Source organism: Agrococcus versicolor (assembly GCF_039531815.1).
Taxonomy (GTDB): Bacteria; Actinomycetota; Actinomycetes; order Actinomycetales; family Microbacteriaceae; genus Agrococcus; species Agrococcus versicolor.
Map to the genome: position 1 here is coordinate 20,487 of NZ_BAAAQT010000001.1, position 21,604 is coordinate 42,090.

Here is a 21,604-nt window from a genome sequence, read left to right on the forward strand (position 1 = left end):
GCCCCGTCGCCGCGTGAGCATGCACCCGAGGCGCCTCATGCGCAACCCATCGCGCATCCACCGGCTCGAGGGGCACGCTGAGGGAAGACCACGCGAGGGAGACCTCGATCGCAAGAGGAGAAGGAGGAGCCCATGGGACTCGGAGACAAGATCTCGAACCAGGCCGAGGAGTTGAAGGGCAAGGCCAAGGAGGCCTTCGGTGACGCCACGGACAACGAGCGTCTGCAGGCTGAGGGCAAGGGCGACCAGGCCCAGGCCAACGCCAAGCAGGCGGGCGAGAACGTGAAGGACGCTGCCGGCAACGTGTTCGGCGACGACAAGAAGTAGCGACTCGCACGAAGCCCCCGACCCCTTGCGGTCGGGGGCTTCGTCGTCCGCGGCGTGCGCAGCCTCGCGCCGTGGCCACCTCCCCGACCACCTCGAACGAGAGCAGGAAGCCATGCCCGATGCGAGCACGCGCGTCGCCGCCGTCGTCTACAACCCCGTGAAGGTCGACCTCGACGTCCTCCGTCGGGCCGTCCACCAGGAGGCGGAGGCCGCCGGCTGGGGCGAGACGCTCTGGCTGTCGACGAGCGAGGAGGACGTCGGGCAGGGCGCGACGCGCGAGGCGCTCGACGCCGGCGTCGACCTCATCGTCGCGGCAGGCGGCGACGGCACGGTGCGCGCGGTCGCCGAGGCGGCGCGCGGCACGGGCACGCCGGTCGCGCTGCTGCCCTCGGGCACCGGCAACCTGCTGGCGCGCAACCTCGACCTCACGCTCGACGACATGCCCGGCTCGGTGACCGCCGCCTTCCAGGGCGTCGACCGCCCCATCGACATCGGCGTCGTCGACGTCGAGCGCGAGGACGGCTCGCGCGATCGGCACGCCTTCGTCGTCATGGCGGGCATGGGCCTCGACGCGAAGATGATCGAGCACACGGACGAGGACCTGAAGGCGAAGGCCGGATGGGCCGCCTACGTGCAGGCGATGGCGCGGTCGCTGCGCGACGCCGACGAGCTGCACGTGCGGTATCAGGTCGACGACGGCAGGCAGCGCCGCTCGACCGTCAACACCCTGATCCTCGGCAACTGCGGATCGCTGCCCGCCAACATCCTGCTCATGCCGGACGCCGCGGTCGACGACGGCCTGCTCGACCTCATGGTCATGCGGCCGCGCAGCGTCTGGGGCTGGGTGCGCGTGTGGACGAAGGTCGCCTGGACGAACGGCGTGCTGCGCCGCACGAAGGCGGGCCAGGCGCTCGTCGGCGAGCGTCGCGACGACGACGACCTGCGCTACGAGACGGCGCGACGACTCGTCGCGCGCCTGTCGCGACCCGAGCAGATCGAGCTCGACGGCGACGGCTTCGGCGAGGCCGTCGCCATCCGCGCCTGGATCGAGCCCGGCGCGCTCACGGTGCGCGTGCCCGCCCAGCAGGGCTGAGCGGGGCGGACGGCGCGGGTCGCCCCGCGGACGGTCGCTGCGTCCGCAGCGGACGCCCTCGCCGTTCGCTCCGCGCGTCCGCTCTGGGCGTCGAGCGGCCGCGGGCCGCGCACCGGGGAGCGGGTACGATGGGCACGTGCTCATCTGCCTCACGGCGAGCCACCGGAACGCCGACTTCGACGTCCTCGAGCGGCTCGCAGCCGCCGACGCGACGATGCTCCCTACCCTCCTCGCCTCCTCCGACGGCGTCGAGGGCGCGATCGTGGTGTCGACGTGCAACCGCTTCGAGGCCTACCTCGACGTCTCCGCCGACCAGGCGGACGGCGCCGCGCGCACCGCGCTCGAGGTCGCGCTGACGCGAGCGGGCGCCCCCGGCGAGGTGCAGCACGTCGAGGCCCTCTACGACGCCCACGCGGCCGAGCACCTCTTCGCCGTCGCCGCCGGGCTCGAGTCGGTCGTCGTCGGCGAGGGCGAGATCGCCGGCCAGGTGCGTCGCGCGCTCGGCAACGCGCAGGACGCCGGCACGACGACGCGCGACCTCGAGCGCCTCTTCCAGCGCTCCATCGAGACGCAGCGCGGCGTGAAGCGACGCACGGGCCTCGGCGAGCAGGGCCGCTCGATCGTGCGCCTCGCGCTCGACCTCGCGAGCGACCGCATCCACGACTGGTCGCAGGCGCGCGTGCTGCTCGTCGGCACCGGCCGCTTCGCCGCGGCGTCGCTCGCGGCGCTGCGCGACCGCGGCGTGCGCGACGTCGAGGTGTGGAGCCCGTCCGGGCGCGGCGAGCGCTTCGCCCGCGGCCACGGCATCCCGAACGTCGACGGCCGCGACGCGCCGCTCGCGCTCGCCGGCGCCGACGTCGTCGTGACGTGCACGACGTCGAGCGAGCACGTCATCGACGCGGCCATGATCGCCGCCGGGCGTCGGGCGCTCGCCGCCACCCACGCGTACGCCGGGATGCCCGCCGGGCACGAGCACGCGGCCGGCGGCCCCTTCCAGTCGCTGGTCGGCGCCGGCGAGCCGCAGCGCGCCGAGCCGGCCGTCTGCCCGGTCGCCGTGCAGGTCACGGGCGCCTCGTGCCCCGTCGAGCACGGCCGCTCGAGCCAGCTCGTCATCGACATGGGGTTGCCGCGCAACGTCGCGCCCGACGTGTCGCGCGTGCACGGCGTCGAGCTGCTCGACCTCGAGACCATCCGCATCCACGCGCCGCTCGACCACCTCACGGCGACCGACGACGCTCGCGCGCTCGTGCAGAAGGCTGCGCGCACGTACACGCGCGTCGGCGAGGAGCAGCGGCTCGGCCCGGCCGTCGCCGCGCTGCGTCGCCACGTCGCCGGCGCGCTCGACGCCGAGCTCGCCCGCGTGCGCCGCCGCGGCACCGAGGCTGAGCAGCTCGCGGCCGAGCAGGCGCTGCGGCACTTCGCCGGCGTGCTGCTGCACCAGCCGAGCGTGCGGGCGCGCGAGCTCGCCGCCGACGGCCGGCACGCCGACTACGTCGACGCGCTCGAGGCGCTCTTCGGCATCGACGACGTCGCCTGAGCGTCCCTCGGGCGGATCCCGTCGTCGCTCGACGGCGCGAGGTGCGGACGGCGTGCCGTGCGATTCCGCGTCGCGGCGCACGCTCGATGCGTCAAGGGGGTCGTCGCCGGGAGCGATGCCTGTTGGTCTAGGTCCTCCATCCACGAGAGAGGACGATCGTGACCGACCAGCATCCGACCGAGTTCCCCGCGCAGCAGCAGCCCGAGCAGCCCGGCCGCACCGAGCCGATGGATCCCACGCCCGACCACGGCGAGCAGAGCTGGGTCGGTCGCGGCAGGCTCGAGGGGCGCCGTGCGCTCATCACCGGCGGCGACTCGGGCATCGGTCGCGCCGTCGCCATCGCGTACGCCCGCGAGGGCGCCGACGTGGCGATCGTGCACCTGCCCGAGGAGGCCGAGGACGCCGCGGCGACGATCGCGGCCATCGAGGAGGCCGGCAGGAAGGGCCTGTCGCTGCCGCTCGACCTGCGCGAGGAGTCCGCGTGCGTCGAGGCCGTGCAGCGCACGGTCGACGGGCTCGGCGGCATCGACGTGCTCGTGTCGAACGCCGGCTATCAGCGGCAGAACGACGGCATCGAGTCGATCACGCGCGAGAGCATCGAGCGCACGTTCGCGACGAACCTCGTCGCGATGCTCCTGCTGACCCGCGAGGCCGTGCCGCACCTGCAGGCGGGCGCGTCGATCATCGTGACGTCGTCGGTGCAGTCGGCCGACCCGTCGCCGGGGCTCATCGACTACGCCATGACGAAGTCGGCGCAGCGCGCGTTCGTCGAGGCGCTCGCGGCCGAGCTCGGCCCGCGCGGCATCCGCGTGAACGCCGTCGCGCCCGGACCGGTGTGGACCCCGTTCATCCCCGCGACCGGGTTCCCGGACGAGAAGGTCGAGCAGTTCGGCCAGAACACGCCCATCGGTCGTGCAGGCCAGCCGGCGGAGCTCGCCGGCGCGTACGTGTACCTCGCCTCCGACGAGGCCAGCTACACGTCGGCAGCCGTCATCGGCGTCACGGGCGGTCGCCCCGTGCCGTGATCGGCACCGTGGTCGACGGACCACGACGGCGCCCGGGCGATGCTCGGGCGCCGTCGTCGTGTCCGGGGTCGCTCGCGCCTCGGCGCGTGCGGCGTGCGGGTGCCGGCGTTCAGGCGCGCGGCTCGCCGGCCCTCGGTCCTGTCGTCGCGAGGTACGCACCTCGTCGGGAGGTGCCGCGATCGCAGCACCCCGTGACGAGGTGCGTACCTCGAAACGCTGGGGCACCACATGCGCACCGGCGCCGCCGTGTGCGCCGACCCGATCTCCTGGCGCTCCGTGCTAGCGCCCGCCGCCTGCCAGAGGTGTGGAGTCCACGACCACCTGACCATCCGGCGCTGGTGCTTCTATCGCGCTGCGCACCTCGGTGAGCAGATCGTGCATCGCGAGCTCGGCGGCATCACCATCGCGCGCGATCACCGCTCGCATCACGAGCTCGTGCAGGGCGAATGCCTGACGGCGGTCGTCTGCACTCACCGGGCGCTGTCGGCGACGTGATGAGAGCGTCTCGGCGATGACGTCCGCGAGCGAGGCGTACATGTCGTTCTTGGAGGCTCGCAGCAGCAGCGTGTGGAAGCGCACGTCGGCCTCGAGATGCCGCTCTTCGCCGTCCGCGTCGACGTAGGCACCGATCATGGCGGTCGCCGCGCGGAGGTCGTCTCGCTCGTCATCCGACGCCCGGAGCGCGGCGAGTCGGGCTGCGACGGGCTCCACGCCGAGGCGGAGCTCGGTGAGCGTCGCGAGCTGCCGGTGTCTGCCGGGTCCGGCGAGGCGCCATCGGATGATCCTCGAGTCGAACACCGCCCAGAGGGACGGATCTTGCACGACGAGCCCGACGCGTCGACGTGAGACGAGCATGCCCATGGTCTCGAGGACGCGCATGCATTCGCGAACGATGCCGCGGGAGGCGCCGTATCGGACCTGCAGCTGTTCGAGAGTGAGGACCGATCCCGAGGGGTGCGTGCCGGAGACGATGTCGCCGCCGATGGCATCGAGCACTTCGACGTGCAGCAGCTCCGTGGTCATCTCGCCAACCTATCTGCGCGGCGGATGCGGTCCGCGACGACGCTGGCGACGATCGTGTCGATGCTCTCGGTCGCGTCCACGATGACGCCGCTCTCGTCCGGACGCAGAGGCTCCAGATCGCGGAATTGCGATGCGACGAGGGAGGAGCGAGCGAAGTGGCCGCGGCGTGCAGCGAGGCGTCTGGTGGCTTCGGTGGTCGAGAGCGAGAGCTGCACGAACGAGACGTTGCGTGCGCTCGACCGCAGCACCTCTCGATGTCGATGTGCGAGCGCCGAGCACGCGACGACGCTGGAACCATCGATTCCGCGGATGGTGGTGGCGATGCGTCCCAGCCATGGTGTCCGGTCGACGTCGGTGAGACCGGTGCCGTCTCGCATTCGTGCGACGGAGGCCTCGTCATGGTGGTCGTCACCTTCGATGAGCGCCCAGCCGAGCTCCCGCGCGAGGGCGGCGGCGACCGTGGACTTGCCGCATCCGGCGACGCCGGCGATGACGAGGACTTCGCGCATGTCAGGACCCGCCGCTCACGCTTCCGACTCGATGCGCGTGCGCGCCTTCCGGATCTGGGGAACAGCGGAGGTGAGTGCGACGACGCCGAGCACGGCGACGAGCGCGATGCATGTCGGCGAGGACAGGAAGACCGTGGGGTCACCCTCGGAGAGGATCAGCGAGCGACGGAAGTTGGTCTCGAAGAGCGGGCCGAGGATGAAGGCGAGGACGAGAGGGGCCGGCGGGATGCCGAGCCGTCGCAGGCCGAAGCCGACGAGCCCTGCCGCGACCATGACGCCGACGTCGAACGTGTTGCCGTTGATGCTGAAGGCACCGACGACCAGGATCGCGACGGTGATCGTCGCCATGATCGCGGGCGGGATCTGAGCGATGCGGACGAACACGGGCAGCAGCGGGATGTTCATCACGAGCAGCACGACGTTGCCGATCACCATGGACACCACGACGCCCCAGAAGATGTCCGGTCGCTCGGTGATGAGCGTGGGTCCGGGCGTGACCCCCTGGATGAGCAGTGCGCCGAAGATGACCGCCAGCACGCCGTTCGGCGGGAATCCGAGCGTGAGCAGCGGGATGAAGGTCGAGATCGAGGCTGCGTTGTTCGCCGTCTCCGGGCCCGATACGGCCTGCGGGGCGCCGTGACCGAAGAGGGAGGGATCCTTCGCGAGGCGGCGCTCCACACCGAAGGAGGCCAGCGATGCGAGGACGCCACCTCCGCCGGGGACGAGCCCGAGGCCGGTGCCGATCAGCGAACCGCGGGCGATGGGCGCTGCGTTCTCGATGAGGTCGCGGCCGGTAGGGAGCACACGGCCGATGCTCTGGATCATGGATTGACGGTGCCGGCTTCCGGAGATGTTGACCAGGACCTCGGAGAGCCCGAAGACGCCCATGATGATGGCGACGATGTCGAAGCCACCGATGAGGTCGGGCACGCCGAGCGACCAGCGCGAGCTGTAGAGGATCGGATCGGGCCCGACCGAGGCGATCAGCAGACCGATGCCGACGGCGATGAGCGACTTCACGATGCTGCCGGCTGACGTGTACGCGACGAGGACGAGCCCGAGCAGCGCGAGCACGGCGTACTCGGGGGAGCCGAACCCGAGTGCGAACTCCGCGAGGATCGGTGAGAACAGGATCAGCACGATCGTGGCGAAGAGGCCGCCGACGAAGGAGCCGATCGCGGCGAGTCCGAGCGCCTTGCCCGCCTGGCCCTTGCGGGCCATGGCGTGGCCGTCGACCGTGGAGACGACGGATGCTGCCTCGCCTGGGATGCGCAGCAGCACCGATGTGATCGTGCCGCCGTACATCGCACCGTAGTAGACCCCGGCGAGCAGGATGATCGCGGTCGGTCCCTCGAGCGAGAACGTCAAGGGGATGAGCAGCGCGACGGTCGGTGCCGGGCCGAGGCCGGGGAGGACGCCGACCATCATGCCGACCGAGACGCCCAGGAGGACGAACAGCAGGTTCTGCCAGGTCAACGCGACCTCGAGGCCCTGGAGGAGCCCTTCGATGATGTCCATGTGTCAGTCCGTCAGAGTCTGGTGAGCGAGCCGCGCGGGAAGGGGACGTCCAGCGCGACCAGGAAGATGAGCAGGATGCCGGCGGTGATCGCTGCCGCAGCGATCGCCGAGCGCAACCAGGATGTCCCCGTCACGAAGCGCAGCCAGTAGAAGGTGATCCACGCCGTGGTGATGCCGACGCCGAGCACGAGCAGCGAGGGCACGGCGAGCAGCAGCGCCGGGAGCGCGAGGGCGACGTCGCGCATCTGTGCGCGAGTCGGCGTCTCCGCTGCGTCGAGCAGGATGCGGGGGTGGAGGGTCGCGATCAGCGACAGGACGGTCGTCAGGACGGCCGCTCCGAGCACCCACATCCCCGGGCCCGAAGCGCCGGCGGTCCCCACGTCCAAGGTGAGCGGCACCGCGATGCTCAGCGCGAGTCCCAGAGCCGTGAGCACCGCGAACCCGACGCGCGGGAAGCGGCGCCCAGCGGGAGCGCCGCCCCCCACGACGTCGTCGCTGGTCACTGGAGGAAGTCCACGTAGCCGTCGTTCGCCTCGTGCAGCAGCTCGTCGACGCGGGTGCCGTCGACGAACTCGGGCGGCGCGACGCCTTCGCCGATCTGCGACTGCACCTCCGGGTCGGTCATGCACGTCTCCATCGCCTCGCCGAGGCGGTCGAGGACCGGCTCAGGCGTTCCATCGAGCGCCCCGAGGAACCAGAAGGAGTCTCCATTGGGCAGATCGGTGTAGCCGAGGGAGTCGAGCGTGGGCACGTCGGGAAGCGACTCGACCTCCTCGTCGACGGCCGAGGCGAGCGCGCGGAGCTCGCCCGACTGGATGCGCGGCAGCGTCACCCCACCGTCCGCCGAGAGGTAGCCGGCATCCGCCTCTCCGCCGGCGAGTGCCTGCACGACGGCGGCATTCCCCTCGAACGGGACGGCCTCCAGCTGCAGGCCGCTCTCCTCCACGAGTCCCTGCATCGAGATGCCGGGCACGCTCAGGGGGCCCGGGATGCCGACGACGATCCGCTCGTCCTCGGCAGCGGCGAAGAGCTCCTCGGCCGTCTGGAACGGCGAGTCGGCCGGCACCACGAGCACGACCGGAGCCTGACCGATGAGGCCGACGGGCTCGAAGGTGTCGACGTCGTAGCCGACATCGCCCTCGGTGAGCGGCGGCACGAGCGCATTGCCCACGGTCGTCGAGATGAGCGTGTAGCCATCGGCTGCCGCGCGGGCATACTGCCCGATGCCGACCGCACCGCCACCGCCTTCACGGTTCTCGACCACGATGGTGGCGCCGAGCTCCTGCTCGAGGCACGCGGTGACGAATCGCGTCGAGACGTCGGTCCCGGATCCTGCTGGCACCGGCACGATGATGTTGATCGTCTGCGACGGGTAGTCGCTGCCGTCCTCAGCGCCGGTCGAGCAACCGGCAAGCGCAGCCGCAGCCACGAGCGAGAGGGCGGGTAGGGCGAAGGTCTTGCGCACGATCGTGCCTCCGAGTCGTCGTTGACATTGAGTGTTTGGAAGGTAGCACCATGAACCTCAAAGGTCCATTCTTTGGTCTCGGGGTCTAGTGCTCTCCAGGAGCACCGACGACGCGACCCGGATGGGCCGTGATCGGCGGCGGTGGCCAGTGCAGCCCCCGAACGCCATGGAGACCCCTGTCGACGCTGCCGACGCCGCCTGGATCGGGCATGCCGACCAGCTGGCCGTCCTCGAGCCACGCAAGGTCCGTCCCGTAGAGCTCCGAGATCAGCAGGGCGCGAAGCGCACCCAGCGTGTCCGCGTGCTCCTGGACATCGCTGAGGTCGACCAGCTCACCGGGATCCTCGACGAGGTCGAAGAGCTGCAGCCGATTGCCCGCGGGATAGTAGACGAGCTTGTGGCGGTCGTCGGTGACCATGCGCGTCGCGTTCGCGGACTCTCCGAACTCACCGTAGAGGTGGCTGCGACGCTCGACGCCGACGGCCGACGTGCCGTCCGACGTCGCAGGGACAGGCACGCCTGCCAGCTCCAGGATCGTCGGCATCACGTCTTGCAGGCCGAGCAGGCGAGAGTCGATCGAGCCGACGCCGATGCGGTCATCGCCATCGGTGCCCACGATGAGCATCGGGATGCGCGCAGAGCTCTCGTAGAAGAGCCGCTTGGCCCACAGGTCGTGATCGCCGAGCATGTCGCCGTGGTCGGAGGTGAAGACGATGATCGTGTCATCGAGCACCCCTTCCTCACGGAGGGTGCCGAGCACGACTCGAAGCGCATAGTCGATCTGCGTGCAGAGCGCATAGACGCCGCGGCGCGCCTCGGCGACGTCCCGCTCATCACCCATCGGCCACTGATCCATGACCTGACGGAGCGCGAAGGGGAGGCGGTCATCGACCCAGTCCCCGCGGATCGGCGCGTCGATGTCCGCACGGTCGTACATGTCGAGGAACGCTGCGGGCGGCACCAGTGGCGGGTGGGGCGCCTGGAACGACAGGTACCAGAACGCGGGGCGCTTCGGGTCTCGACGTCGGATCATGCGGGCCATCTCCGTCGCCGCCCACGAGGTGGGATGCGTGTGCTCGGGAAGATGCCACGGCCGCACCTGGTAGTCGTTGTTGCTCATGCCGTGCGTGAACTGGCGGCCCGGGTGCCCCTCGTCGGCGAGGAATGCCTCGTAGTCGTCCGTCGCGCCCAGCGTCGACCTGCCCTCCTCGCTGAGGAGGACGTCGTCGAATCCCACGCGATCCCGCTGCGGATACACATGCAGCTTGCCCACGGCGAAGCACTGATAGCCGTGATCGCGCAGCACCGCCGGCAGCGTCGGCGCGTCGGGCATGTCGGCATCCGGCTGGAACGTCCGATCGCCATGGACGCGCGGCGAGGTGCCGGTGAGCAGCGACCGCCGCGCGGGGATGCAGACCGGGCACTCGGAGTAGGCACGCGTGTATGTCGTCCCAAGTCGCGCGAGATAGTCCAACGTAGGGATGCGTGCCGCGTTCCGCTCGTCGCCGGGAGCGATGCGCCCGGGCCATTCGTCGGCCGTGATGAGCAGGATGTTGGGACGTGTTCGGTCGGAGGTCATCGGGACGTCAGCTCTGCTTCCTGGTCGTGTGGCGATGCCGTCGCGCCCGACGTGGTCAGGTCCGATCTCTTCGCAGCTCTGCTTCACGGTGCAGCAGCCGTCTCTCTCGATCCACATCGATCGCCAAAAGATTGTATCTTTGGAACGAAAGATACGTCGATGCGTCGTCGGCTGCAACCCGGCGAAGCGTCGCGAGGATGGAGATGCGATGACGCGCCGACGCTTCCCAGACGCTGTCTACGGCCAGGGAAGCGAACCCGATCCGCGCTTCAGCCTCGCGAACGAGCGCACGATGCTCGCTTGGATTCGCACCTCGCTCGCGCTCGTCGCCGCCGGCGTGGCGCTCGAGGCGCTCGCGCTGCCCATGCATCCGACGCTGCGGGTCGTGACAGCGCTGTCCTTCATCGCCCTCGGAGCACTTGCTGCCATCGCCGCCTTCTTCGGATGGGCACGAGCAGAGCGCGCCATGCGACGTGCGACGCCGTTGCCTGCTCCCAGCATCGGCCTCGTCCTCGCCATCGGGGTCGTGGGCGCCGCGATCGCCATCGTCGTGGGGTTCGCGACATGGTCCTGACGGTCTACGACGCCGGATTGCAGGCGGAGCGGACGCTGCTCGCCTGGCATCGCACATGCCTCGCGGTCGCCGTCGGCAGCGCGATCGGGGCACGTCTGCTCGCGTCGCATGCGGGCATCCCTGGGTTCGCGCTCGGGCTGATGGGCCTCGCGCTCGCTGGTGCCGCCTGGTTCGGCGCGCACCGACGATACGGTCGGGCACATCGCTCGCTCATGGCAGCCGACAGGCTCGCGCACGGGGCGGGAGCCCTCGCACTGCTCTCGGCGGCGAGCCTGCTGCTCGCCTGCACGGCGGGGGGAGTCGTCGCGATGCTCGGTGCCCAACGATGACGATGGTGCGAATCGGCGGAGGCCGCTTCCTGATGGGATCGGACGCCTACTATCCCGAGGAGCAGCCCGTCCATGCGGTGACGATCGCACCCTTCCGGCTGGACGTGACTGCGGTCACGAATCATGCCTTCGCTGCCTTCGTCGCAGCCACCGGCCATGTCACCGTCGCCGAGCGACCGATCGACCCCGACGAGATCCCGGATGCCGCGACGTACGAACCAGGATCACTCTGCTTCCAGCAGACGGCCGGACCCGTCGACCTTCGCGACTGGCGTCAGTGGTGGGCGTTCGTCCCCGGGGCGAGCTGGCGCGCGCCGCAGGGTCCCGGCAGCGACCTGCACGGCCTCGACGCGCACCCGGTCGTGCACGTCGCCTTCGAAGACGCGACGGCCTACGCCCGATGGGCGGGCAAGCGTCTTCCCACCGAGGCGGAGTGGGAGTTCGCCGCGCGGGGAGGGCTGGAGCAGGCGACCTACTCGTGGGGTGAGGAGCCCAACACGCCGGGCGGTCACTACGCCAACACCTGGCAAGGGGCGTTCCCGTACGAGAATCACGGCGCTCGTGGTTGGCGGGGCACCGCGCCGGTGCGCTCGTTCCCTCCGAACGGCTTCGGCTTGTACGAGATGACGGGAAACACCTGGGAGTGGACGAGCTCGCCATGGACGCCCAGCCATGCAGCCGACCGCATCGATGTCGGATGCGGATGCGGATGCGGCCCATCCAGCGCCGCCGACCGCGCACGAGTCGCGAAGGGCGGCTCGCACCTCTGCGCCCCCAGCTACTGCCTGCGATATCGGCCGTCCGCTCGGTCTCCGCAATCCGAGGACTCTTCCACCACGCACCTCGGCTTCCGCTGCGCTCTCTGAGCGACGCGTCTCATGGAAGGAGGAAGCGCCCGGTGACGCTGTCGGCATGTGCGGCGACGGCCGCAGGTGTGCCGGTCGCGACGATGCGGCCGCCGGCATCGCCGCCGCCAGGGCCGAGGTCGACGACATGGTCGGCGTTCGTGATCATGTCGATGTCGTGCTCGATGATCACGACGGTCGCGCCATTGTCGATGAGGCGCTGCAGGACTCGCAGCAGCACCTGCACGTCGAGGGGGTGCAGGCCGATCGAGGGTTCGTCGAGCACGAACAGGCTGGCGTGCTGGTCCTTGTCGATGTCGGACGCGAGCTTGAGCCGTTGTGCCTCGCCACCGGAGAGCGTCGTGGTCGCCTCGCCCAGGGTGAGGTAGCCCAGCCCGAGGTCGGCGATGAGCTGCAGGCGCTTGCGGACCCTCCGCAAGTCGCTGAGTGCGTCGAGGGCTTCGGTGCTGGACCTGCTCCAACCTCGGCAACTGCGACGCTGAGCGGCGGTGCCTGGGCCTCGAGCCAGGCCTCGGATCCGTCCTCCCGCTGGAAGGACGGAGATCCGCCGGTCTGCGCCACGACGAGCGCCACCGCGTCAGCGTTCCACTGCGCCCGCGAGCGGGCACCGGGTCCACACGAGTCAGCATCATCGTGATCGCTCCCGTGCGCTCGCACCGGCGTATCTCCGCAGGCCGCTCACGCCCGGCGGCGGGATGCGCACCTCAGAACGCTGTGGGCGACTTCAGGGGGTCGGGACAGGGCTCGCGGCCGGGGCGGGGGAGGTGCGGCGCAGGCGGCGACCGGAGGCCCGGTACCACTGGGCGCAGAAGAGGGCGGCGATCGCGGCCTCGATCCATGCGCCGGCCGTGTACATGAGCTCGGCGCCTGCGCGGGCATCCGCCGGGTCGACGAGTGCGGGCGGGCTCGCCCAGAGGTGCTTCGCGAGGATGCCGTGCGCCGCCATCGCGAGCATGAGGACGACGGCGACGAGCACGCGGCTCGGCGGATGCGGGCGCGGGCCGATGCCCACGACGGCCGCAGTGAAGAGGAAGCCGGCGGCCAGCAGGTGCACGTGCACCGCGACGTGCACGAGCATGCTCGCCTGCATCCAGGCGAAGAGCGGCGTCGCGTAGAGCAGCCAGAGCCCGCCGACGTTCAGGGCGGCGGCAGTGATGGGATGCGCGACGAATCGCGCCGGACCGCTGCGGAGCACGCGCGACACGCGCCGCGCCGGCACGACCTCGAGCGTGCGCAGGGCGAGCGTGACCGGTGCCGACAGCACGAGCAGCAGCGGTGCGAGCATCCCGGCGAGCAGGTGGGCCCACATGTGGGCGACGAAGCCCTCGTGCGCCGCGGCCGCGAGCGGACCGACCATCGTGGCCGTCGCCGCGACGACGCCGGCGATCCACAGCACGAGGCGATGCACCGGCCACGGCCGACCGCGACGGCGTGACGCTGCAACGCCCGAGGTGTAGCAGGCGATCGCGATCACGGCGACGCCGACCACGACGACCTCGGGCGCAACGCCGCCGCCGTGCCCGTGCGCATGCGCGGCGGCCGAGACCGGGAGCGTCGTCGTCACGGCGCAGCCCGTGCGAGCGCCCGCGATCGCCGTGTCGCGACGACGAGGGCGATGCCGGCGGCCAGCATCGCGGCGGCGGTCGCGTTCCAGACGACGTCGTACGGCAGCAGGTCGTCGACGGACCGGATCTCGTGGATGCCGAGCAGCTTGTGCTGCACCGTGCCGTCGTAGAGCTGGAACCCGCCCGCGCCGAGCAGCACGCCGCCCGCCCAGCGCGCGCCGTGCCAGGCGCCGCGACGGCGCAGGTCGGCGAGCAGGAAGAGGCCCGCGATCGTCGCGAACCAGCTCAGCGCATGGAAGAGCCCGTCGGAGACCAGCCCGAGGTCGCTCGTGCCGAGGTCGTAGAAGTGGTGCCAGTGCAGGATCTGGTGGAACACGGCCTCGTCGACGAACGCGACGAGCCCGACCCCGAAGAGCACGCCCGACCAGACGATGCGGTGGCTGTGCTCGGCGCGCGCCGACCAGGAGGGATGCGCTCGCGTCGGTGCCTGCTGCGTGTCGGATGCCATGCGGGCATCGTGCCCAGCCGCGGCATCCCGTGCCCAGACGGTTGCGGAGGAGCCTCGTGATCGCCGACCATGGCGGCCCGCGCCGCCGGCCGCCCGCGTGCGGCCGGCGCCGGACCATGGCTCGAGGCCACGGTCCGGCGCCGGTCGTCGCCGTCGTCGGCGTGCGTCACATGGACGCGGCGAGGCGGTGGTACGCGGCGTTCCAGCGCAGCTCGCGCTGGAAGTCGCGCACCGTCGTGTCGGCGTCGATCGTGAGCAGCTCGGTGCGCGTCATCGTCGCGAAGTGCTCGAAGGCCTCCACGCCGACGGCCGTCGAGAGCACCGTGTGGTGCGCGCCGCCGGCGGCGAGCCAGCACTCCGCCGACGTCGAGAACGACGGACGCGGCGCCCACACCGCGCGCGCGACCGGCAGGTGCGGCAGCGGCTCGGGCGTCGCGACGACGTCGACGACGTTCGCAGTCAGGCGGAACCGCTCGCGCATGTCGGCGAGCGAGACGACGACGGCGCCCTCGGTCGCATCCGCGTCGAACACCATGCGCACGGGGTCCTCCTTGCCGCCGATGCCCAGCGGGTGGACCTCGATGCGAGGCGTCGACGTCGTGAGCGTCGGGCAGATCTCGAGCATGTGCGCGCCGAGGATCAGCTCGCTGCCGGGCGTGAGGTCGTAGGTGTAGTCCTCCATGAGGGAGGCGCCGCCGGGCAGGCCGTGCCCCATGACCTTCGCGGCGCGCACGAGCAGCGCCGTCTTCCAGTCGCCCTCGGCGCCGAAGCCGAAGCCGCGCTCCATGAGCCGCTGCACCGCGAGCCCCGGCAGCTGCCGCAGCGCCCCGAGGTCCTCGAAGTTCGTCGTGAACGCCGTCGCGCCCACGTCGCCGAGCAGCCGCAGCAGCGCGACCTCCTGCGCCGCCGCGACCCGCAGCGACTCGTGCCGCTCGGCGCCGGCGCGCAGCTCGGGCGCGAGCTCGTACCGCTCGTCGTACTCGGCGACCACGGCGTCGACGTCGCCCTCGTCGACCTCCGCCACCGCCGCGACGAGGTCGTTGACGCCCCACGTGCTCACCGTGACGCCGAAGTGCGCCTCGGCCTCGGTCTTGTCGCCCTCGGTCACGGCGACGTCGCGCATGTTGTCGCCGAAGCGCGCGATGCGCATGGATCGGGTGGCGACGACGCCGGCGCTCGCCCGCACCCAGGTCGCGACGCGTGCCACGACGGCCGGGTCGGAGACGTGGCCGGCGATCGTCGCGCGCGGGATGCCGAGCCGCGACGCCATGTACGCGTACTCGCGGTCGCCGTGCGCGGCCTGGTTGAGGTTCATGAAGTCGAAGTCGATCGTGCTCCACGGCAGCGCGACGTTCGCCTGCGTGTGCAGGTGCAGCAGCGGCTTGTCGAGGGCGTTCAGGCCGGCGATCCACATCTTCGCGGGGCTGAAGGTGTGCATCCAGGTGATGACGCCCACGACGTCGTCGTTCGCGTTGGCCTCGAGCATGGCGCGACGGATGCCGTCCTTGCTCGTGAGCACGGGCTTCCAGACGACGCGGGCCGGGATGCTCGGGTCGTCGCCGAGGCGCTCGGCGATCGTGCGCGACTGCGTCGCGACCTGCTCGAGCGTCTCGGGGCCGTAGAGGTGCTGGCTGCCGGTGAGGAACCAGACCTCGCGGTCGGGGTGGGCGGTCGTCATGGGGGTGTGCCTCTCTGCCGACGTCATCGTTGGCCGTAGACGTGCTGGTAGCGCGCGTGCAGGGATGCGATCGCACCCTGGTCGATGGGGATGGGGTCGCCGAGCTCGCGCGCGACGTGGACGGTGCGCGCGACCTCCTCGAGCAGCACGGCGGCCTTGACGGCGGCGCGGGCCGAGCCGCCGATCGTGAACGGGCCGTGGCTCTGCATGAGCACGGCGGGGCTCGGGGAGCCCTCGAGCGTCTCGACGATGCCGCGCCCGATCGAGTCGTCGCCGATCACGGCGAAGGGGCCGACGGGCACGGGCCCGCCGAACTCGTCGGCCATCATCGTGAGCACGCACGGGATGGGCTCGCCGCGCGCCGCCCATGCCGTCGCGTACGTGGAGTGCGTGTGCACGACGCCGCCGACGTGCGGCATGTGGCGGTAGACGTAGGCGTGCGCCGCGGTGTCGGACGAGGGTGCGAGCGCACCGTCGACGAGCTCGCCGTCGAGGTCGCACACGACGACGTCGGCGGGCGAGAGGTCGTCGTAGGAGATGCCGGACGGCTTGATGACGAGGAGGTCGTCGGCGCCGTCGACGCCGCGCACGCGCGCCGAGACGTTGCCGGCCGTCCAGGCCACGAGCCCCCATCGGGGCAGCTCGGCGTGGAGGGCGGCGACGTCGACGCGGGCGGCGTCGATCGCAGCGCGCATCGCCTCGGGCAGCGCCGCGACGCTCATGCGACGACCTCGGGCGCGAGGCGCGCGAGCGGCAGCCCTGCGCGCCAGCGCTCGGCGTACCCGCGCGACTCGGCGACGAGCGCGGCGTCGGCGGCCACGACGGTGCCGGCGTCGATGCCCGATCGCTCGAGCAGCCAGATGCGCAGCGGACGCTCCTCGCCCTCGACGCGCGCGAGCCGGTACGCCGCGAGCAGCGCCATGCCCCACGCGCCGCCCTCGCCGGCGCTCGCCGAGACGCGCACGGGCGCCTCGAGCGAGGCGGCGAGGATGCGCTGCGCGATGCCCGTGGAGCGGAACAGGCCGCCGTGGGCGACGAGCTCGTCGACGCGCACGCCGTGCTCGCGCAGCACCTGCATGCCCTGCTGCAGCGTCGCGAACGCGCTGAGCAGCTGCGCGCGCACGAATCCGCCGAGCGTGAGGGTCGTGCCGGCGGCGCGGACGACGATGGGCCGCCCGTCCTGCAGCCCGAGCGCGTGCTCGCCCGCGACGAAGTTGTACGCGACGATGCCCTCCGACGTGGCGTCGTTCGCGGCGGACAGCATGGCCGCGAACGTCTCGTCGGGCTCGATGCGGTGCCCGCTGGCCTCCGACAGCTCGCCGAGGAGGGTCGCCCACGCGCCGAGCTCGCTCACGCCGTTGTTGCAGTGGACCATCGCCACCGGTGCGCCCTCGGGGGTCGCGACGACGTCGACGTCGGGCAGGTTGGGCGCCTCGCCGTCGACGACGACCATCGCGAAGATGCTCGTGCCGACGCTGACGTTGCCGGTGCCCGGCGCGAGCGCGCGCGTCGCGACCATGCCGGTGCCCGCGTCGCCCTCGGGCGGGCAGAGCGCGGCGCCGGGCAGCAGTCGGCCCGTCGGGTCGAGCAGCGCGGCGCCCGCGTCGCTCAGCGTGCCGGCATCCTCGCCGACCGGTCGGATCGTCGGCAGCAGGTCACGCACGCGCAGGTCCGTCGCACCGTGCTCGGCGGCGAGCCGGTCGAACGCGTCGAGCACCGCGCCGTCGTAGTCGGAGCCGTCGGCGAGCAGGGGGAACATGCCGGAGGCGTCGTCGGCGCCGAGCACCGGGTGCCCGCCGAGCAGCACGTGCACGTGGCCGGCGAGCGTCGTGACGCGAGCCAGGCGCGCGAGGTGCTCCTCGCGGTCGAGCACGACCTGCAGCAGGTGCGAGGCCGACCAGCGCAGCGGCATCGAGCGGCCGAGCGTCGTGCCCAGCAGCGTCGCGGCGGCCCCCGTCGTCGAGTTGCGCCACGTGCGGAAGGGCACGAGCAGCGCATCCTCGGCGTCGAAGGCGAGGTAGCCGTGCATCATCGCCGAGACGCCGACGGCGCCGATCGACGTGGGCGCGACGCCCCATGCCCTCGTGCTGTCGAGCACGAGCGCGGCGTACGCGGCGGCGAGGCCCGTCGCGACGTCGTCGAGCGCGTACGTCCAGTGCCCGTCCTCGAGGCGGTCGGACCATCCGTGGGCGCCGGTGGCGAGGATCGCGCCCTCGGCGTCGACGAGCACCGCCTTGATGCGGGTCGAGCCCAGCTCGATGCCGAGGCTCGTGCTGCCGTCCTGGATCGCCGTGCGTGCGGCGTCGCGGTCGTGGGTCATGGTCGGACCTCCTGGGTCATCGGCGCCGTCGGACGACGGCACGCTGGAGCATCACGAAGACGAAGAGGATGCCGCCGGTGATGATGGTCGTCATCTCGGGCGGCACGCCGCCGTCCCGAGTGATGAGCACGGTCATGAGGCCGAGCACGAGGGCGCCGATCACGGAGCCGACGACGTAGCCGTAGCCACCGGTGAGCAGCGTGCCGCCGATGACGACGGCCGCGATGGCGGTGAGCTCCCATCCCATGCCCGTGATGTTCTGCGCCGTGCCGAGGCGAGCCGTGTAGACGACGGCTGCGACGCCGGCGAGCGTGCCGCTGATGACGTAGATCGCGAGCTTCGTGCGCGGCACCCGCAGGCCCATGAGCGCCGCGGACGACTCGGAGCCGCCGATGGCGTACACGGTGCGTCCGAATCGGGTGCGCTGCAGCACGATCGCCGCCACGACGACGACGACCACGGCGACCACGAGGCCCGCGGAGGCCATGAGGTCGTTGACCCGCGGCCCGTCGATCAGCTTCCACGGCTCGCCGAGGAGCCGGAAGGACGAGTCGTCCGGCAGTCGCTGCGGCGTCGTCGACAGCATCGAGGCGAGTCCGCGGGCGAGGAACATCATCGCGAGCGTCGCGATGAAGGGCTGCACGCCGAAGTGCTGCACGAGGACGCCGGATGCGGTGCCGAACGCGGTGCCGATCCCGATCATCGCCGCGATGGCGAGCGGGGTGGGCCAGCCGGCGCCGACGAGCATGACGCCCGCGACGCTGCTGACCGCGATCACGGCGCCGACCGACAGGTCGATGCCGCCGGCGAGGATCACGAACGAGAGTCCGACCGCGAGGATCACGAAGTGCGCGTTGTTGATGAGCAGGTTCGACAGCGTGCTCGCCTGCAGCACCTGGCCGTAGGCGATCTCGCCGTAGACGAGCATGACGGCGAGGATGATGCCGGCCGCTCCCGTGGGCAGCGTGCGCACGTCGATGCCGCGCCTCCGCGCCCGTTCGATGGCGCGCCGGTGCCAGGGCGGCGTGGGGGCGGCCTGGGCGTGCTCGATCGTGGTGGTCATGCCGTGACCTCTCGTCGGGGTGCGCGCAGTCGCACGCGGGAGAGGCGCTCGCGGATCGTCGCCGACTGCAGGAGGCAGAGGGCGACGATGACGACGGCCTTGAAGGCGGGGGTCGCGGCCGAGGAGACGCCGAGGAAGACGACGGTCTTGTCGAGCGTCGCGATGAGCAGGGCGCCGATCGCGGCACCTGCGAGCGAGAAGCGGCCGCCGGTGAGGGCGGTGCCGCCGACGACGACGGCGAGGATCGCGTCGAGCTCGAGCAGGAGCCCGGTGTTCGACACGTCGACGGTCATGACGCTGCCGGTCGCGAAGACGCCGGCGACGCCGCCGAGCACGCCCGAGATCACGTACACGGCGACGAGCAGCGATCGCCGGTCGATGCCGGCCATGCGCGACGCCTTCGGGTCGATGCCGATGGACTCGATGAGCATGCCGAGCGCCGTGGTGCGCACGAGCACGACGACGATCACGAGGATCGCGAGCGCGATGAGGAAGACCACGGGGGCGCCGAGCACCGTGCCGTTCGCGATCCAGCGGAACGCCTCGTTCGACGCGGACGTGTTCTGCCCCTCGGTGATGACCTTCGCGAGGCCGCGGCCGGCGAGCATGGTCACGAGCGTCGTGATGAAGGGCTGCAGGCCCACGAACGCGACGAGCAGGCCGTTGATCGCGCCGAGGACGGCGGTGATGAGCAGCGCCATGCCGAGCGCGGCCATGGCCGAGCCGACCGAGCCGTCGCCGGCCTGCAGCATCTCCATCGAGACGGCGCCACCGATGACCATCGCCGACCCGACCGACAGGTCGATGCCTCCGGTCGCGACGACGAGCGTCATCCCGAGCGCGATCATGAGCAGCGGCGCGGCCGTGCGGAGGATGTCGATCGGGTTGCCCGTGAGCCTGCCGGACTCGGCGAGCTCGACGCCCAGGTACCCGGGATCGCGGAGGCTGTTGATGGCCAGCAGCACCACGATCGCGACGAGTCCCCAGACGAGGGGCGTGGAGGCGAGCGCGCCGAGGCGCTCGCGCGTGGTCGTGGCGGTCATGCCGCCTCCTCCTGGGCGTCTGCGTCCGCGATCCGCGCGACGATCGTCTCCGAGGTCACGTCCGGGCCGTTCTCGAGCGTCGCGATCACGGCGTGGTCCTTGAGCACGACGATGCGATCCGACAGGCGCACGACCTCGTCGAGCTCGGAGGAGATGAAGATCACGGCGACGCCACGGGAGGCGAGCTCGAGCACGGCCGCCTGGATGTCGGCCTTCGCGCCGACGTCGATGCCGCGGGTCGGCTCGTCGAGGATCACGATCTCCGGATCGGTCGCGAGCCACCGGCCGAGCAGCACCTTCTGCTGGTTGCCGCCGGACAGGGTGCCGATGCGACGCTCGGGCTGCGCGGGTCGCACGTCGAAGCGGGCGATGCAGTCGTCGACGAGCGTGCGCTGCTGCGAGGTCGCGATGCGACGCAGCCAGCCGCGCTTGGCCTGCACGGCGAGCACGACGTTCTCGCGCACCGTGAGATCCCGGATGATGCCCTCGTCGCGACGGTTCTCGCTCGAGAAGACGATGCGGTGCCGCAGCGCGGCCGCGGGGCTCGTGAGCGCGACCGGTCGGCCGTGCAGCTCGATCGTGCCGGCGTCGAGCCGGTCGGCGCCGTAGAGCAGGCGCGCGAGCTCGGTGCGGCCGGAGCCGAGGAGGCCGGCGAAGCCCAGCACCTCGCCGGCGTGCAGCTCGAGGTCGGTGGGGACGATCGCCCCTCGCCTCGCGATGCCGCGGGCGCGCAGCAACGGCTCCGCGTCGACCTCGCGCGGCGCGGCCTCGCGCTTCTGCGCGATGGCGTCGAGCGTGTCGGCGTCCTTGCCGATCATGAGCGAGATGAGCGCCGAGCGATCGATCTCGTCGATCGCGAACTCGCCCTCGTGCCTGCCGTTGCGCAGCACCGTGAGGCGGTCGCTGATCTCGTACACCTGCTCGAGGAAGTGCGAGACGAAGAGGATGGCGACGCCGCGGTCGCGCAGGTCGCGCATGACGGCGAAGAGCCGGGCGACCTCGTTGGCGTCGAGGCTCGACGTGGGCTCGTCGAGGATGAGGACCTTCGCGTTGGCGACGATCGCCCGGCTGATGGCGACGAGCTGCTGCACGGCGAGCGAGAGCGTCGAGAGCGACTGCCTCGTGTCGAGGTCGCCGAGGCCGAGCGCCTCGAGCGCCTCGCTGGCCAGGGCGTGCAGACGCCGCCAGTCGATGCCGAGCCTGGTGCGCGGCTCCTGGCCCAGCATCACGTTCTCGCCGATGCTGAGGTTCTCGCAGAGGTTGACCTCCTGGTAGACGGTCGAGATGCCCGCCGCCTGCGCCGAGGCCGTGCCGTCCAGCCGCACGGGCTCGCCGGCGACGATCAGCTCGCCCTCCTGGAAGCGGTAGACGCCGGTGAGCGCCTTGATGAGCGTCGACTTGCCTGCGCCGTTCTCGCCCATGAGGGTGTGGACCTCGCCGGGCAGCAGCCGCAGGTCGACGCCGTCGAGCGCCTTCACGCCGGGGAACTCGATCGTGATGCCGCGCATCTCGACGATCGGGGGTCGTGGCTCCATCGCCATCGCCTCTCGTGTGGTGGGTCCGGGCGGCCGGCGGGTGTCGC

At 71.6% G+C, this 21,604-nt stretch carries 22 protein-coding genes; 7 read left to right on the forward strand and 15 right to left on the reverse strand.

Annotated elements, in window-relative coordinates; translation table 11 throughout:
* Positions 1–132 precede the first annotated feature (132 nt).
* The 4 genes from ABD249_RS00120 to ABD249_RS00135 all read left to right on the forward strand — a co-directional run bounded on the left by ABD249_RS00120 (position 133) and on the right by ABD249_RS00135 (position 3,982).
* On the forward strand, positions 133–327 hold the full coding sequence (locus ABD249_RS00120) for a CsbD family protein (protein WP_344339088.1): 195 nt from the start codon (positions 133–135) through the stop codon (positions 325–327).
* Positions 328–439: 112 nt separating this feature from the next.
* On the forward strand, positions 440–1,420 hold the full coding sequence (locus ABD249_RS00125) for a diacylglycerol/lipid kinase family protein (RefSeq protein ID WP_344339089.1): 981 nt from the start codon (positions 440–442) through the stop codon (positions 1,418–1,420).
* A 136-nt stretch (positions 1,421–1,556) separates the two neighbouring features.
* Positions 1,557–2,957 carry a glutamyl-tRNA reductase gene (locus ABD249_RS00130; RefSeq protein ID WP_344339091.1) on the forward strand — a complete coding sequence of 467 codons (1,401 nt, stop codon included), beginning with the start codon at positions 1,557–1,559 and terminating at the stop codon, positions 2,955–2,957.
* A gap of 158 nt (positions 2,958–3,115) precedes the next feature.
* Positions 3,116–3,982, forward strand: coding sequence for an SDR family oxidoreductase (locus ABD249_RS00135; RefSeq protein WP_344339094.1), 867 nt, complete (start codon positions 3,116–3,118; stop codon positions 3,980–3,982).
* Between the two features lie 279 nt (positions 3,983–4,261).
* Here ABD249_RS00135 and ABD249_RS00140 read toward each other — a convergent pair whose 3' ends face one another.
* The 6 genes from ABD249_RS00140 to ABD249_RS00165 all read right to left on the reverse strand — a co-directional run bounded on the left by ABD249_RS00140 (position 4,262) and on the right by ABD249_RS00165 (position 10,076).
* Positions 4,262–5,005, reverse strand: coding sequence for a FadR/GntR family transcriptional regulator (locus tag ABD249_RS00140; protein ID WP_344339095.1), 744 nt, complete (start codon positions 5,003–5,005; stop codon positions 4,262–4,264).
* Positions 5,002–5,514, reverse strand: a complete 513-nt coding sequence (locus ABD249_RS00145; protein WP_344339097.1) for a gluconokinase — start codon at positions 5,512–5,514, stop codon at positions 5,002–5,004. Before ABD249_RS00145 ends, ABD249_RS00140 begins: the two co-directional genes overlap by 4 nt.
* Before the next feature lie 15 nt (positions 5,515–5,529).
* Complete coding sequence (locus tag ABD249_RS00150) at positions 5,530–7,032, reverse strand: tripartite tricarboxylate transporter permease (protein ID WP_344339098.1); 1,503 nt, start codon at positions 7,030–7,032, stop codon at positions 5,530–5,532.
* An 11-nt stretch (positions 7,033–7,043) separates the two neighbouring features.
* Positions 7,044–7,535 carry a tripartite tricarboxylate transporter TctB family protein gene (locus tag ABD249_RS00155; protein ID WP_344339100.1) on the reverse strand — a complete coding sequence of 164 codons (492 nt, stop codon included), beginning with the start codon at positions 7,533–7,535 and terminating at the stop codon, positions 7,044–7,046.
* A complete protein-coding gene (locus tag ABD249_RS00160) occupies positions 7,532–8,497 on the reverse strand; it encodes a tripartite tricarboxylate transporter substrate binding protein (RefSeq protein ID WP_344339102.1) in 966 nt (321 codons plus the stop codon). Before ABD249_RS00160 ends, ABD249_RS00155 begins: the two co-directional genes overlap by 4 nt.
* Positions 8,498–8,582: 85 nt before the next feature.
* Entirely contained in the window at positions 8,583–10,076 is a 1,494-nt protein-coding gene (locus ABD249_RS00165) for a sulfatase-like hydrolase/transferase (RefSeq protein WP_344339103.1), read from the reverse strand.
* Between the two features lie 208 nt (positions 10,077–10,284).
* On the opposite strand from ABD249_RS00165, the gene ABD249_RS00170 reads away from it, so the two are divergent.
* The 3 genes from ABD249_RS00170 to ABD249_RS00175 are packed head-to-tail and all read left to right on the forward strand — an operon-like array spanning position 10,285 to position 11,845.
* The gene (locus ABD249_RS00170; RefSeq protein WP_344339104.1) at positions 10,285–10,650 is read left to right on the forward strand and encodes a YidH family protein; all 366 of its coding nucleotides are present in this window, start codon (positions 10,285–10,287) and stop codon (positions 10,648–10,650) included.
* A complete protein-coding gene (locus ABD249_RS16125) occupies positions 10,641–10,979 on the forward strand; it encodes a DUF202 domain-containing protein (RefSeq protein ID WP_425546265.1) in 339 nt (112 codons plus the stop codon). Before ABD249_RS00170 ends, ABD249_RS16125 begins: the two co-directional genes overlap by 10 nt.
* 2 nt (positions 10,980–10,981) lie before the next feature.
* Positions 10,982–11,845: a formylglycine-generating enzyme family protein gene (locus ABD249_RS00175; protein ID WP_344339106.1), complete on the forward strand. Its 864-nt coding sequence runs from the start codon at positions 10,982–10,984 to the stop codon at positions 11,843–11,845.
* A 10-nt stretch (positions 11,846–11,855) separates the two neighbouring features.
* Here the strand turns inward: ABD249_RS00175 and ABD249_RS00180 are convergent, their stop codons facing one another.
* The 9 genes from ABD249_RS00180 to ABD249_RS00220 form a co-directional block, all read right to left on the reverse strand.
* A complete protein-coding gene (locus ABD249_RS00180) occupies positions 11,856–12,263 on the reverse strand; it encodes a hypothetical protein (protein ID WP_344339107.1) in 408 nt (135 codons plus the stop codon).
* 306 nt (positions 12,264–12,569) lie between these two features.
* Positions 12,570–13,409 (reverse strand): cytochrome c oxidase assembly protein, encoded by an 840-nt coding sequence (locus tag ABD249_RS00185; RefSeq protein WP_344339109.1) that lies wholly within the window; start codon positions 13,407–13,409, stop codon positions 12,570–12,572.
* A complete protein-coding gene (locus ABD249_RS00190; protein ID WP_344339110.1) occupies positions 13,406–13,918 on the reverse strand; it encodes a DUF2243 domain-containing protein in 513 nt (170 codons plus the stop codon). The genes ABD249_RS00185 and ABD249_RS00190 overlap by 4 nt, the downstream gene beginning before the upstream one ends.
* 166 nt (positions 13,919–14,084) lie before the next feature.
* Positions 14,085–15,596, reverse strand: a complete 1,512-nt coding sequence (araA, locus tag ABD249_RS00195; RefSeq protein ID WP_344339112.1) for an L-arabinose isomerase — start codon at positions 15,594–15,596, stop codon at positions 14,085–14,087.
* A 23-nt stretch (positions 15,597–15,619) separates the two neighbouring features.
* Complete coding sequence (locus tag ABD249_RS00200; protein ID WP_344339114.1) at positions 15,620–16,318, reverse strand: L-ribulose-5-phosphate 4-epimerase; 699 nt, start codon at positions 16,316–16,318, stop codon at positions 15,620–15,622.
* Positions 16,315–17,916 (reverse strand): FGGY-family carbohydrate kinase, encoded by a 1,602-nt coding sequence (locus ABD249_RS00205; protein ID WP_344339117.1) that lies wholly within the window; start codon positions 17,914–17,916, stop codon positions 16,315–16,317. Before ABD249_RS00205 ends, ABD249_RS00200 begins: the two co-directional genes overlap by 4 nt.
* 16 nt (positions 17,917–17,932) lie before the next feature.
* The gene (locus ABD249_RS00210; protein WP_344339119.1) at positions 17,933–18,979 is read right to left on the reverse strand and encodes an ABC transporter permease; all 1,047 of its coding nucleotides are present in this window, start codon (positions 18,977–18,979) and stop codon (positions 17,933–17,935) included.
* On the reverse strand, positions 18,976–20,022 hold the full coding sequence (locus ABD249_RS00215; RefSeq protein ID WP_344339121.1) for an ABC transporter permease: 1,047 nt from the start codon (positions 20,020–20,022) through the stop codon (positions 18,976–18,978). The genes ABD249_RS00210 and ABD249_RS00215 overlap by 4 nt, the downstream gene beginning before the upstream one ends.
* Complete coding sequence (locus ABD249_RS00220; protein ID WP_425546266.1) at positions 20,019–21,563, reverse strand: sugar ABC transporter ATP-binding protein; 1,545 nt, start codon at positions 21,561–21,563, stop codon at positions 20,019–20,021. The genes ABD249_RS00215 and ABD249_RS00220 overlap by 4 nt, the downstream gene beginning before the upstream one ends.
* Between the last annotated feature and the right edge of the window lie 41 nt (positions 21,564–21,604).